This is a genomic window from Cerasibacillus quisquiliarum, assembly GCF_014202495.1.
Lineage (GTDB): Bacteria > Bacillota > Bacilli > Bacillales > Amphibacillaceae > Cerasibacillus > Cerasibacillus quisquiliarum.
Genome location: NZ_JACHHA010000002.1, coordinates 168,792 through 182,547 on the forward strand (window position 1 = coordinate 168,792; position 13,756 = coordinate 182,547).

General features: G+C 35.9%; 14 protein-coding genes. All 14 read right to left on the minus strand.

Going from position 1 to position 13,756, the window contains the following annotated elements:
- Positions 1–15 precede the first annotated feature (15 nt).
- Positions 16–981, minus strand: a complete 966-nt coding sequence (locus HNQ35_RS03600) for a PhoH family protein (protein ID WP_146936922.1) — start codon at positions 979–981, stop codon at positions 16–18.
- 17 nt (positions 982–998) lie between these two features.
- Complete coding sequence (gene yqfD / locus HNQ35_RS03605; RefSeq protein ID WP_146936920.1) at positions 999–2,219, minus strand: sporulation protein YqfD; 1,221 nt, start codon at positions 2,217–2,219, stop codon at positions 999–1,001.
- A gap of 22 nt (positions 2,220–2,241) precedes the next feature.
- The gene (yqfC, locus tag HNQ35_RS03610) at positions 2,242–2,523 is read right to left on the minus strand and encodes a sporulation protein YqfC (RefSeq protein WP_146936918.1); all 282 of its coding nucleotides are present in this window, start codon (positions 2,521–2,523) and stop codon (positions 2,242–2,244) included.
- A gap of 95 nt (positions 2,524–2,618) precedes the next feature.
- A complete protein-coding gene (locus HNQ35_RS03615) occupies positions 2,619–3,161 on the minus strand; it encodes a YqfB family membrane protein (RefSeq protein WP_146936916.1) in 543 nt (180 codons plus the stop codon).
- 25 nt (positions 3,162–3,186) lie between these two features.
- Entirely contained in the window at positions 3,187–4,200 is a 1,014-nt protein-coding gene (gene floA, locus HNQ35_RS03620; RefSeq protein WP_146936914.1) for a flotillin-like protein FloA, read from the minus strand.
- A 64-nt stretch (positions 4,201–4,264) separates the two neighbouring features.
- Complete coding sequence (locus HNQ35_RS03625) at positions 4,265–5,593, minus strand: NfeD family protein (RefSeq protein WP_146936912.1); 1,329 nt, start codon at positions 5,591–5,593, stop codon at positions 4,265–4,267.
- Between the two features lie 189 nt (positions 5,594–5,782).
- On the minus strand, positions 5,783–6,229 hold the full coding sequence (locus HNQ35_RS03630; protein WP_146936910.1) for a GatB/YqeY domain-containing protein: 447 nt from the start codon (positions 6,227–6,229) through the stop codon (positions 5,783–5,785).
- An 18-nt stretch (positions 6,230–6,247) separates the two neighbouring features.
- On the minus strand, positions 6,248–6,430 hold the full coding sequence (gene rpsU / locus HNQ35_RS03635) for a 30S ribosomal protein S21 (RefSeq protein ID WP_146936908.1): 183 nt from the start codon (positions 6,428–6,430) through the stop codon (positions 6,248–6,250).
- A gap of 122 nt (positions 6,431–6,552) precedes the next feature.
- Positions 6,553–7,203, minus strand: a complete 651-nt coding sequence (gene deoC / locus HNQ35_RS03640) for a deoxyribose-phosphate aldolase (protein ID WP_146936906.1) — start codon at positions 7,201–7,203, stop codon at positions 6,553–6,555.
- A gap of 374 nt (positions 7,204–7,577) precedes the next feature.
- Positions 7,578–8,924, minus strand: coding sequence for a tRNA (N(6)-L-threonylcarbamoyladenosine(37)-C(2))-methylthiotransferase MtaB (gene mtaB, locus HNQ35_RS03645; RefSeq protein WP_146936904.1), 1,347 nt, complete (start codon positions 8,922–8,924; stop codon positions 7,578–7,580).
- Positions 8,924–9,682 carry a 16S rRNA (uracil(1498)-N(3))-methyltransferase gene (locus HNQ35_RS03650; RefSeq protein ID WP_146936902.1) on the minus strand — a complete coding sequence of 253 codons (759 nt, stop codon included), beginning with the start codon at positions 9,680–9,682 and terminating at the stop codon, positions 8,924–8,926. Before HNQ35_RS03650 ends, mtaB begins: the two co-directional genes overlap by 1 nt.
- A gap of 15 nt (positions 9,683–9,697) precedes the next feature.
- Positions 9,698–10,645, minus strand: a complete 948-nt coding sequence (prmA, locus tag HNQ35_RS03655; protein ID WP_146936900.1) for a 50S ribosomal protein L11 methyltransferase — start codon at positions 10,643–10,645, stop codon at positions 9,698–9,700.
- Between the two features lie 18 nt (positions 10,646–10,663).
- Complete coding sequence (dnaJ, locus tag HNQ35_RS03660; RefSeq protein WP_146936898.1) at positions 10,664–11,779, minus strand: molecular chaperone DnaJ; 1,116 nt, start codon at positions 11,777–11,779, stop codon at positions 10,664–10,666.
- A 147-nt stretch (positions 11,780–11,926) separates the two neighbouring features.
- Positions 11,927–13,756: a molecular chaperone DnaK gene (dnaK, locus tag HNQ35_RS03665; protein WP_146936896.1), complete on the minus strand. Its 1,830-nt coding sequence runs from the start codon at positions 13,754–13,756 to the stop codon at positions 11,927–11,929.

Consider the following 13,756-nt stretch of genomic DNA (forward strand, 5'->3'; position numbering starts at 1 on the left):
TTAAATTCAATCTTTTTATCGTTTATATTTGTCATAAGCTTCGATAATTTTTTGTACGAGTGGATGTCTAACAACATCAGTTTCAGTTAAGTAAATAAATGAAATGGTATGGACATCTTTTAAGACGTGACTTGCAACTTGTAATCCAGAAGTGACACCTCTTGGTAAATCAATCTGTGATATATCACCTGTTATAACCATTTTTGAACCGAATCCCAATCTCGTTAAAAACATTTTCATTTGTTCTGGCGTTGTATTTTGGGCTTCATCTAAAATAGCAAATGCATCATCTAATGTCCGACCACGCATATAAGCTAATGGCGCAATCTCTATTATCTCTCGCTCTATTAATCGCATCGTTTGTTCGACTCCTAAAACGTCATGAAGTGCATCATAAAGTGGACGTAAGTATGGATCGACCTTTTCTTTTAAATCTCCTGGTAAAAAACCTAAACTTTCTCCAGCTTCTACAGCTGGCCTTGTTAATATGATTCGTTTGACAAGGCCTTGTTTTAAAGCCGTAACAGCCATAACGACTGCTAAATACGTTTTTCCTGTTCCTGCTGGACCAATACCAAATACGAGATCATTTTTACGTATCGCATCCACATAGTCACGTTGGCCTAGTGTTTTAATCCGAATGGCTTTTCCCTTCGTATTCCTTGCTATCTCATCTTCAAACAACGTTTCAAATTGACTTATTTTCCCTTTTCGAGCTAAGTCCACTGCATATACAACATCCCGCTCTGTAATCGTCATCCCTTTACGAATAATTGCTAGTAGTGCTGTAATAATCTTCTCAGTTAGCTGAATATGCTCTTCTTCTCCAGAGAGACGTAATTTTTCACCTCTAGATACTATTTTAACTTGTAATTGTTCTTCTAAGCGTTTAAGGTAGCGATCGTGATTACCGAAGAGTCCAAGCGCTTCATTCGGATCTTGTAATGTAAGTTCCAGTGTTTGGTGATTTTCCTCTGTCATAATCAATCTCCTATAACTCAATCTTTTTCTGTCTGATTCATAATTGGTTGAGGTTTTGCAATATTTTCTTCTACAGTAATGTATAAGGTTAATATAACTTTATCATGCTCAATAGCTTCATGCAAAACTTTATCCGATATGATGGTTGCATTTTTCCCTAAAAGGAGACGTAATTCTTGATAGGCTTGTTTTTTGCCAATTTCATGTGCTAATTTCTTCGACCGCTCCCAAGAACGTATTTCTTTTTCACTATGAATATTTTCAACAAGAGTAAAGGGAAGCTGCCAATTCAAAAAAAATAACGGGTGTTCAATGGTTTCTTTCTTTTCTAAGTCAAAGTCTACTTTAGAAAAATTCCATATTGGAATATCAATATTAAAGATATTTAAATAAAATTTTCTCAATTGTTTTCCAGTCAGCTGTTCATCGTTTCCTTTAAGAGGGATTGTCACATCAACTTCATACCATGTTCTTGCAATCACTTCACCAGTCGCAGCGACAAGTTTATTCTCTTCTGCCACATCTTCATCTATAGCAGTATCATCTAAGAGATAACCTGATACTAATAAATCACCTTTTTTAACATAATCATATGTACCGACACGTGCAACACCTTTAGATACAAATATTTTTTGGACAACACCGTCTTTAGCAGCGACCAAATGTTGAGGAGGTACTTCCTTTTCCTTATCGACAATTATTTTTTCTACACCTTCTAATTGGACACTTGTCCCCCTTTTTTCAATGCCTATCCATAATAATTCAGGTATATCATGAAGTAGTTGTTGTTGTAATTGACTTGACGAATCGATACGAAACATAAATGCACCAGGATAAACACCGTAGCCTTTAAGAGTTTTCATTATTTTTTGTTCTAATTCTTTAGGAAAACCTGTGATATCAACTCTCCAAACGATATTTGAAAGAAAAAATAGAGATACAATTGCTATGATGATACCGACTAATAAGTAATTTTGTCTTAATAATTTTTTGTATATATATGGTATTCCCTTTTCTTCGATAATTTTTAATGAATATTCACTCTCATGAGCTAAATCCTTTATCGTTTGGATATCTTTTTTTGCTAAAGAAGCAATACATGTATGTTGGTCCGTCTTTTCTATATTCCAAATAGCAATTTGTTTGTTAACACATGTTTGAATAAATCTCTCCGGCATGATACCTTTAACTTGTACCGTCACATAACCAAGTAAATATGATATTTGTAATCGCTTCATCTTTGCCTCCTAGTTAATCATATTATTTAGGAAGAAATGTTACATGCTCTATTTTACCTTCAAGTAATAATTCTTCTGGCAACATCATTTTAATTTTGAAAGAGGAACCATTAATTTGAATGAATCCATTCGGAGTGTTTAATCGTAACAAATCATTTTTGAATATCGCTATACCTTTATGATTTTCAACATAAACATGTAAGTCTCCAAGCATCGTAATCCGTGGTAACTCCATGACGGCATCTGATGGTAGAGAAAAATAATGAACGAGTATTTCTCGTAAGCGTTGATGGATTTTTTTCAAATAGTCTCCTCCTCTCATCATTTATATGTATGAATAAAACATTGTAATAAGAACAAAAAAACCATTCACATTAAATGTAAATGGTTCATAAATGCTCAACCACCATGTCGCTTAATTGGAACCGGTTGATATGGTTTCAATGCACGGGGTGGTCCTAATATTTCAGCCATAACAATTCCTTCAATTAATCCATCTTTCGTAAGCTTTTCTTTCATTTGTCTTTGGAATCGTTCATGGCGTAAGCTAGTCTGGTCATTATGAGAACGTAACGGTTGGACGATACTATCTGTCATTTCAGCGGAAGTTTCATCCATTGTTTCGATCGATTCAGAAGTTTTTATGTTCATACGTTCTTGATAACGTTTTAATTGATCTTGTAATTGATTATTAATATTTTCCATAATTTCATCAGACGTTTCTAGCTCTTCTAATTTTTCATCGACACCGACAAAGACAGGGCTTGTCTTTGGATGAATGGGATCCATTTGTGATTGATGATGCTGAATCGGTTTTGGGCGGTTCATGGTTTTTTCTTCTTCATCCCTCTTCATGTCATCAGTAAAAAATTTAAAAATCGCACCAATTATGAGGGCAAATATGACAAAATTCTCCATGATAAAATCAATCAAATCACCCATATAATCCCTCCTTTAAGACAAAAGTTTATTTTTTAGGCTTTTTGTCATCTGTTTCATCCTTATTATCCTTAGATAGTTTACCGATTGCATCACGCATACCTGTATCAGCGTTTATATTTTTATAGTTCATATAATCCATAACACCCATTTTCCCTGAACGAAGTGCTTCTGCCAATGCTTTAGGTACTTCTGCTTCAGCTTCGACAACATGTGCACGCATTTCTTGAACACGAGCAACCATCTCTTGTTCACGAGCAACAGCCATTGCACGACGTTCTTCTGCTTTTGCTTGAGCAATATTTTTATCAGCTTCTGCTTGATCTGTTTGTAAAATTGCTCCAATGTTTTTACCAATATCTACATCTGCTATATCAATTGATAAAATTTCAAAAGCCGTTCCTGCATCGAGACCTTTTGCTAAGACAGTATGTGAAATGGAATCTGGATTTTCCAATACTTGTTTATGAGAATCTGAGCTACCAATTGTACTGACAACACCTTCACCTACACGTGCAATAACTGTATCTTCTCCCGCACCACCAACTAAGCGGTCAATATTTGCACGAACTGTAATACGTGCAAGAGCTTTTACTTCAATTCCATCCATAGCTATACCAGCTATAAACGGTGTTTCAATTACTTTAGGATTAACACTCATTTGAACAGCTTCAAGTACATTTCGACCCGCTAAGTCAATTGCAGCAGCTCGTTCAAAAGTAAGCTCAATATTAGCTCGATGAGCTGCAATTAATGCATTTACAACACGATCTACATGACCCCCAGCAAGATAATGACTTTCTAATTGATTCGTCGTTACTTTTAAGCCAGCTTTATGTGCTTTAATCAGAGGATTAATCACACGACTCGGTATAACACGACGTAAACGCATACCTACTAAAGTAAAAATACCGACCCTTACTCCAGCTGCTAGAGCACTAATCCATAGCGTAACTGGAATAAATGTAAACAAAATAGCAAGAACAATTAACGCGACAACAATCAAAATGATTGGTGTTAATTCTAGAACTCCTAAACCCATTAAACATTCCTCCTAATAATAATAATCTATATCTAAGTTGGCAAAATGCGCCGACTTTGATAACTTAAATTTTTCTAACGACAATTCGTGCTCCTTCAACTTTTACAATCTTAACGCGTTCATCTTTCTTAATAAAAGTTCCTTCCGAAATAACATCGAGTGTTTCATCTTGAAATACAGCTCTTCCAGATGGTCTAAGTCCGGTAAGCGTCTGACCTTCTAAACCAATTAATTCAAGACGATTAACATGTGCTACATAGCCTTCTTCTGTCGTCGTACTATCTTTTAAAATAATATGGCGAAAAAGTCCTTTTTCTAAACCCATTTTTTTAAAAAGAATCACTGACGCAATGATTGCAACAACTAGGGCTATAAAAATGCTTAAAGCCATATGTGATACACTCGCTCCAGAGATAAATAGTGAACCTACAATTGCTCCACCACCTAATAATCCAAGAATGCCTCCTGGCACAAAAAACTCAGTAATTATTAATGCAATTCCAATAATAAGTAATAAAATAGCTTCCATACCGGCAAGACCTGCAACTACATGACCGTAAAAGAACAAAATGAGTGAGACTAAACCCATCGTTCCTGGAACACCAAAACCTGGAGAATACAATTCAACAATTAGCCCGAGGCTTGCAATCGATAATAAAATGGGCACAACGATCGGATTTGTTAAAAATCGTGCAATTTCTTCTGCAAATGTCGGTTCGGTTTCTACTATCGTCGCTTTATCCAAGCCGAGTTCATACAATAATTCCGTACGATTATTAACAATCCCTTCAGCATATTTAACTTTTAAAGCATTTTTTGCGCCTAGGGTTAGGTATTCACCTTTTTTTGCGCCATATTCAGGTAAATCAATGCTCTCATCTGCCATCGCTTTTGCATAAAGAGGATCTCTTCCTTTAGATTCAGCCGCTTCACCCATTTTAGCAATCCATGCAGATTGTGCTTTTTTTTCAGCAGCATTTCCATCACTTGTGATAACACCACTTGCTCCCATCGTTGCATGTGGTTTCATATAAATATTATCCGTATTTAGAGCTATATAAGAACCAGCAGATAATGCATCATTAATAATAAACGACGTCGTTTCTATATCAAGATTTTGTAACATATTTGCAATATGCCCGGCAGCATCAACACGTCCACCTGGTGTATCAATCTCAAAAATGATATGATTGGCTCCTTCTTCAATCGCTTCATCTGTCATTCGTTTCATAAATGCTTCTAGCCCACGCTCAACTTCTTTTTCAACGGGAATAATATATACAAGCTTCCCACGTCCAGCATCATCTGCTTTAACAAATATACGATCACTTATTAATATTCCAAACATGACCGTAACAATCATTATGTATGCGACTAAGATTCGCTTTATCATATATTCACCTCCCTATACTTTTAATTATTATATACGAATTCATATATTATTTGGTTTCATCATTTATTTGTTGGAGCATTCATTAAAAGCATACACTAAAACTTGTGAAAATCATAGTCGTGATTTAAAAATATAGTATGAAATAGAGAAAGATTCCTTACAATTATTGTAAGGAATCTTAACCATTCATTATGATAATTTTTCTTGTACAAGTTTACTGACAAGAGCACCATCTGCTTTTCCTTTAGTCTTAGAAATTAGGGCACCCATAACTCTTCCCATATCTTTTTTAGAAGATGCGTTTAGTTGTTTAATCGTATGTTCAACTAGTTGCTCTAACTCTTTAAACTCAAGCTGTTCTGGCATATATTGTTGTAATATATCGAGTTCATTTTCGATTTTCTCAACAAGATCTTCACGCTTCGCTGTTTTAAATTCTTGGAGGGAATCTTTTCGTTGTTTAGACTCTCTTGATAAAATTGTGAGTTCTTGATCCTCTGACAATTTGTTCGTTCCAAGTTTTATCATTTCATTTTGTAGTGAAGCTTTTACCATTCTAATCACACTGAGTCGCTCTTTATCTTTTGCTTTCAAAGCTTCTTTCATATCTTTATTTAATTGTTCTAAAATGGACATGAAATCGCACCTTCTTTATTAATATCTACGCTTCTTCTTTCGAGCGGCTTCAGATTTCTTTTTGCGACGAACACTTGGTTTTTCATAGTATTCACGCTTACGATATTCTGATAGTGTTCCACTTTTAGAAACATTACGTTTAAAGCGACGAAGAGCATCCTCAAGAGACTCATTTTTACGAACACGGGTTGTGTTTGACATGGTATTTCCCTCCCTCCGAAGCAACAAAACAAATTCTAATGGCATTAACAAAAAATTCACATGCCTTTTGCCATTATAATATATGCTATGTTCAAGGTCAACATCTTATAAAAGATGAGCGTTTATTTTTCTTCTTGAACAATGGATACGCCTGAACTTGCACCAATACGTGTTGCACCAGCTGCAATCATCGCTTCTGCTGTTTTACGATCACGAATGCCACCAGAAGCTTTCACTCCCATATGATCGCCTACTGTTTGCCGCATTAATTTCACATCTTCTACTGTTGCACCACCACCTAAAAAACCTGTCGATGTCTTAACAAAGTCTGCACCAGCTTCTAGTGCAAGCTGACAAGCACGTTTCTTTTCATCATTATTTAACAAAGCTGTTTCAATAATGACTTTAACTAATGCCTTATCTTTGGCAGCGTTGACAACGGCTAAAATATCATTCTTAACAGTTTCATCGTCATTCATCTTTAATGCTCCGATATTAATGACCATGTCCACTTCTTCGGCACCTGACTGAATCGCTTCTTTTGTTTCTGCTACCTTAATAGAGGTCGTTGATGTACCAAGTGGAAAACCAATCACTGTACAAACTTTTACATTCGTTTCCTTCAATCGATCGTAGCAATGGTTTACCCAATACGGATTAACACAAACAGAAGCAAATTGATAAGTTTTTGCATCTTCAATGATTTGATTAATTTGCTCTTCTGTTGCATCAGGCTTTAATAATGTATGATCTATATATTTTCTTAATTCCATTATAAACATCCTCTTTTCTAAAATGGTTTATGTGTACATCTACATAAATAATAGCATGTCTAATAATTTAAATCGAATGGTTCAGAATAAAAACTTATCATAAATAATTGAATAAAATAAATTGTCCCTAGTAAAATAAACTGATGAAAGGGTACAGTTCATAATGAGCCTGTCTTTTAGAACAATGGGCCGTATGAACTATTCTGAATTAAACATATTTAGTATTGAAACATTAAATAGATCCACCCCTTAAGGGAAGGAGTGGATCATTATATTTTTCTATGACAAGCTATATAAACCATCTTTTTTCGTTACAATGAACAAAGTATAAAATACCAGCTAAAATCATACATGTTAGTTTTCCAACTCTTTCTTTATTTAGCCAAGGCATGAGTCGCATCTTCCATGACTCTTACGAAAACACCCTCATTGACAGGATAATCTGCTTTTGTAATTTTCACACGAACAATTTTCCCTATTAAATCAGGTGTTCCTCTAAACTGAACTTTTAAATAGTTATCTGTGTAGCCAGCCAATATGTCTGGATGTTCGGCATCGTGAACCTTTTCTTCTGGAATCACTTCTAACACTTCATTTTCGTAGCGCATCGCATATTGTTTCGCTAACTTATTTGATAAATCGATCAAACGATGAACCCGTTCTTCTTTCACGTCTTTTGGAACTTGATTGTCCATTCGAGCTGCTGGAGTTCCCGTTCTTTGTGAGTACGGGAAGACGTGTAATTCAGAATAACCAACTTGTTTGACGAATTCATATGTTTCCATGAATTCAGCTTCTGTTTCTCCTGGAAAACCGACAATAACATCTGATGTAATCGCTAAATCAGGTAATGCTTTACGAATTTTTTTCACCTTTTCATAGTAAAATTCAGCACTATACTTACGACGCATTCGCTTTAATACGTCATTTGAACCTGATTGTAATGGGATATGAAGATGACGAACAATTTTTCTAGATTGGTCAAGCACTTCAATAACCTCATCTGTAATTTGGCTCGCTTCAATTGAAGATATGCGAATTCTTTTTAAACCATTTACTTTTTCTTCTAAGTCGCGAAGTAACATGGCAAAATTGTAGTCAGGCATATCTTCACCATAGCCGGCTGTATGAATTCCAGTCAAAACAATTTCTTTATACCCTGCATCAACTAGACGCTGAGCTTGTTGTAATACACTTTCTGGTTTTCTAGAACGTAGTAAACCACGTGACCATGGAATAATACAAAATGTACAGAAGTTATTACATCCTTCTTGAATTTTTAATGATGCGCGGGTGCGATCTGTAAATTCTGGAACATCCATTTCTTCAAACACGCGATTTTTCATAATATTAGACACAGCATTAACAGGTAGGCGTGTTTTTTGGTGCTCCTCGATATATTGAATCATATTTTTTCTATCTTGTGTTCCAACAACGACATCAACACCTGGAATAGCTAAGACTTCTCCCGGAGATGTTTGAGCATAACACCCTGTTACACAAACGACAGCATCGGGATTTTTTCGAATGGCACGACGAATGATTTGTCTACTTTTTTTATCTCCTGTATTTGTCACTGTACACGTATTAATAACATATACATCTGCCATTTGATCAAACTCAACACGTTCATAACCATGATCCATGAACAGACGCCAAATTCCTTCTGTTTCATAATGATTTACTTTACAACCTAATGTATGAAAAGCCACTGTTGGCATTAAAAACACCCCAATTCTTCAAATTGATATGAGAGACTTGCTAAAGCATATAAAGCTGCCGTCTCCGTTCGCAATATTCTCGGACCTAATCGAACGGGTGTGAATCCATTTTTCTTAAGCAAAGCTACTTCTTCTTCAGCAAATCCACCTTCCGGACCGATACATAAAAGCAAGGATTGGTCTTTTTTAAGTTTCTTAACTATTGTACTAAAGGAATGATATTTTTCAACCTTAGCCTCTTCTTCATAAGCAAATATCTTAATATCAAATGATTGACTTATTTTAAGCAGTTCATTTAAGTTCATTGGTAAATATACTTTAGGTATACGATTTCTATGACTTTGTTCACTAGCTTCTTTTACAATTCTAGAAAAACGTTCATGTTTTTTTCTACTTTTTTTATCATCCCATTTGACAACGGATCGCTTACTTGAAAATGGAATAAATGCGTGGGCACCAAGTTCAGTTCCTTTTTGAAGAACGAAATCGATTTTGTCACCTTTCGGTAAGCCTTGTGCGATGGTGACGTGAATAGGTAATTCATTGTCCTCTGTTAGCCATTCTTTAACTTTTAATTGGACTTCTTTATCTGCAATCGCATTAATTGCACATATGGCTGCCTTCCCATCCGTGTTATTACAAATGACTTGATCACCAATATGACTTCGCAAAACACGAATGAGATGGTGTGCATCTTGTCCTTTTATGATGACATCTTGATCATGCCAGTTATTTGAAGGGATAAAATATCTTTGCACATTGCCCACCTTCTTCTATTGTTTTTTAGCCACAATCGATACCCAATCATCGAGGTGATTTGTTTCTATAATTTTAAATCCTTGTTTTTCAAGTCCATTTTCAACTAATAAACGCTTTTCATTAATGATACCTGATGTAATAAATATCCCGTCTCTGGTTAAATTATTCCAAGCATCTTCAATAAATTGTACGATGATTTCTGCTAAGATATTTGAGACAATTAAATCTGCTTGATGTTCAGCTCCTTTTAAGAGGTCCTTTTGCATTGGAAATACAGCATGTTCGAGACCATTTAACTTAATATTTTCCTTGGTACTTTTAACAGCAACAGGATCTAAATCATAAGCAAATACTTCTTTTGCACCTAAAAGAACTGAAGCAATACTTAATACGCCTGATCCGCTACCTACATCAATGACCGTGTCTTGCTTATGGATATATTTTTCTAGTGCTTGAATACTTAATTTCGTAGTTGGATGTGTTCCAGTACCAAAGGCCATACCTGGATCTAGTTTGATTATTTTTTCGTTTTTCGATTTTGCCTCATATTTGTCCACATCCCAAGACGGTACGATTGTAACGTGTTCAGAAACATGGACAATATCATAATATTTCTTCCATGCTGTTGCCCAATCCTTTTCGGCAACTTCTCGCAAATAAAGCATATTTGGTCCGATATCAATTTGAAAGTCAGGTAATTGATTGATTTTCTTACGCATTTGATTAATTTTTTTGTCCAATTGTTCATCTTGCTGCGAAAAGTATGCTTTAATAAATACGCCTTCCTCAGGATAATCAGCTATATTAAGATCAAATATTTCTCCAAATTTTGTTTCCCGTTCCTTTTCTATATCAAGTCGATTTTCGATGACAACACCGCTTGCACCATAATTCATCAATATATGTGAAACAGGTTCTATCGCTTCATTCGTCGTATGAACACATAGTTCCGTCCAGTTAATTTTACATCACGTACCTTTCTAGTCACCTTTAAAAGCATTTTTCAATCGTTTAAATAGAGATGAATCCTCTTCTGTAGATGAATGACCACGTAATTTATTAAATTCACGTAGTAATTCTTTTTCACGTTCCGTCAGATTTGTCGGTGTTACAACCTTGAAACGCACATGTTGATCACCTTGTCCATAACCACGAACGTTAGGAGCACCTTTACCTTTTAGACGGAATATTTTACCAGTTTGTGTACCTGCTGGGATTTTAAGTTTTACTTTACCATGAACAGTAGGTACTTCAACTTCATCACCAAGTGCTGCTTGAGTAAATGTCAAAGGCATTTCACAGTAAATATTATCTCCATCGCGTTCAAAGAAATCATGTTTCTTCACTTGAATTAAGACGAATAGATCTCCAGGAGGTCCGCCATTTATTCCAGGCTCACCTTTACCTGCAATGCGAATTTGTTGTCCTTCATCAATTCCAGCTGGGATTGAAACTTGAATCCGCTTATGTTTTTTCACTTTCCCAGAGCCATGGCAAGTTGGACATTTATGTGGGATTTCTTTTCCTGTTCCTTGACACGTATGGCAAACACGGCGATTGACAATCCGACCAAACGGTGTGCTTTGTTCGTGATTCATTTGTCCTGAACCATGACAGGTTGAACATGTTTTTGGTTGTGTACCTGGCTTAGCACCTGAGCCTTTACATGTTCCGCATGTTTCATCTGTCGGGATCTGTATTTCTGTTTCTTTACCAAAAATCGCTTCCTCAAATTCTAATGTGATTGTATACTGTATATCCGCACCTTGTTGTGGAGCATTTGGATCTCTTCGCCTTGCGCCTCCACCAAAAAACATATCAAATATATCACCAAAGCCACCGAAGTCTTGAGCACCGCCAAAACCATCAAAGCCTTGAGCACCTGCATGACCAAATTGATCATACTGGGCGCGCTTTTGATCATCATTTAATACTTCATAGGCTTCTTTTACTTCTTTAAATTTCTCTTCAGCATTCTCTTCTTTACTAACGTCAGGATGATATTTTCTAGCTAATTTACGATATGCTTTTTTTATGTCTTGTTTTGAGGCATTTTTATCAACACCAAGCACATCGTAATAATCGCGCTTACTCACTTATAATCCACTCTCCTCGAACACATTTACATACGTTTAATCTTATCATTTGTATAGAAGCATGACAAATATGAAATGTTTATTTGTATCAGTAAAAAAGCCAAAGTCAAGGAAAACCCGACTTTGACTTTTTTGTTTTAGGACGCCTTATTTTTTATCATCTTCGTCATCAACTTCGCTGTATTCTGCATCGACAACATTGTCATCTTCTTGTTCGGCCGTTCCTTGTTGTGCTTGACTTTGTTGATTCATTTGCTCATATAATTTTACAGAGAGTTGTTGAACCTGTTCTTCCAAAGCTGACTTTTTAGCTTTAATTTCTTCAAGATCTTTACCTTCAAGTGCTTTCTTTAAATCTTCTTTAGCTGTTTCTGCTCTTTGCTTATCTTCATCAGAGACTTTATCACCAAGGTCTTTAATTGTTTTATCCGTTGTGAAAATAAGTTGATCTGCTTCATTACGTAATTCAACTTCTTCACGACGTTTCTTATCTTCTTCAGCATTTTCTTCTGCTTCTTTAACCATACGATCAATCTCTTCATCAGATAATCCACTAGACGATTTAATCGTAATGGACTGCTCTTTGTTTGTGCCTAAATCTTTCGCACGAACATTTACAATACCGTTTGCATCAATATCGAAAGTAACCTCAATTTGTGGAACGCCACGTGGTGCTGGAGGAATATCAGTTAATTGGAAACGGCCAAGTGTTTTGTTATCTGCAGCCATTTCGCGTTCCCCTTGAAGCACATGGATATCTACTGCTGTCTGATTGTCTGCCGCCGTTGAGAAAACTTGTGAATGACTAGTCGGTATTGTTGTATTTCGTTCAATAAGACGAGTAAATACGCCCCCCATTGTTTCAATACCGAGTGAAAGTGGTGTTACATCTAAAAGAAGTACATCTTTAACATCACCTTGTAACACGCCACCTTGTATAGCAGCACCAAGAGCTACAACTTCATCTGGGTTCACACCTTTTGATGGTTCTTTACCAATTTCTCGTTCAATTGCTTCTTGAACTGCTGGAATGCGTGTTGAACCTCCCACTAGAATTACTTTATCAATATCACTTGCTGATAACCCAGCGTCTTCTAATGCTTTTTTAGTCGGTATCATCGTACGATCTACTAGGTGTGAAGATAATTCCTCAAATTTAGCACGCGTTAATGTCATTTCTAAATGCAATGGACCAGCTTCTCCAGCAGTGATAAACGGTAAAGAGATTTGTGCTTGGGTAACCCCGGATAAATCTTTCTTTGCCTTTTCAGCTGCATCTTTTAAGCGCTGTGTCGCCATTTTATCTTGAGATAAATCAATGCCATTTTCTTTTTTAAATTCTTGTACCATATAGTCAATAATGACTTGGTCAAAATCATCTCCACCAAGTTTGTTATCTCCAGCAGTAGCAATAACTTCGAATGTACCGTCACCAATATCTAAAATCGATACATCAAATGTTCCACCACCTAAGTCAAAGACAAGAATCGTTTGATCTTGATCACTTTTATCAATACCGTAAGCTAATGCTGCAGCAGTTGGTTCGTTAATAATTCGTTCAACTTCAAGACCAGCGATAATTCCTGCATCACGTGTAGCTTGACGCTGAGAATCATTAAAATATGCTGGCACTGTAATGACTGCTTTCTCTACTTTTTCACCAATATAATCTTCCGCATAAGCTTTTAAATGTTGTAATGTAATGGCTGAGATTTCCTGTGGTGTATAATCTTTACCTTCTATATTAACTTTATAATCTGAACCCATATGACGTTTAATTGATTGAACCGTATCAGGGTTAGTGATAGCTTGGCGTTTAGCAACTTCACCTACTTGTCTTTCGCCGTCTTTAAATGCTACTACAGATGGGGTTGTTCTGTTTCCTTCTGGGTTAGGAATGACAACTGGCTCGCCACCTTCCATGACTGATACACAAGAGTTTGTAGTTCCTAAATCAATTCCAATTATTTTACTCAT

Bases quoted from the DNA above. Each gene is read 5' to 3' on its own strand.
- floA (WP_146936914.1), bottom strand. From the start codon at position 4,200: ATGGGTTTAGGAGTTCTAGAATTAACACCAATCATTTTGATTGTTGTC.
- HNQ35_RS03625 (WP_146936912.1), bottom strand. From the start codon at position 5,593: ATGATAAAGCGAATCTTAGTCGCATACATAATGATTGTTACGGTCATG.
- HNQ35_RS03600 (WP_146936922.1), bottom strand. From the start codon at position 981: ATGACAGAGGAAAATCACCAAACACTGGAACTTACATTACAAGATCCG.
- HNQ35_RS03615 (WP_146936916.1), bottom strand. From the start codon at position 3,161: ATGGGTGATTTGATTGATTTTATCATGGAGAATTTTGTCATATTTGCC.
- rpsU (WP_146936908.1), bottom strand. From the start codon at position 6,430: ATGTCAAACACAACCCGTGTTCGTAAAAATGAGTCTCTTGAGGATGCT.
- dnaK (WP_146936896.1), bottom strand. From the start codon at position 13,756: ATGAGTAAAATAATTGGAATTGATTTAGGAACTACAAACTCTTGTGTA.
- deoC (WP_146936906.1), bottom strand. From the start codon at position 7,203: ATGGAATTAAGAAAATATATAGATCATACATTATTAAAGCCTGATGCA.
- yqfD (WP_146936920.1), bottom strand. From the start codon at position 2,219: ATGAAGCGATTACAAATATCATATTTACTTGGTTATGTGACGGTACAA.
- mtaB (WP_146936904.1), bottom strand. From the start codon at position 8,924: ATGCCAACAGTGGCTTTTCATACATTAGGTTGTAAAGTAAATCATTAT.
- HNQ35_RS03630 (WP_146936910.1), bottom strand. From the start codon at position 6,229: ATGTCCATTTTAGAACAATTAAATAAAGATATGAAAGAAGCTTTGAAA.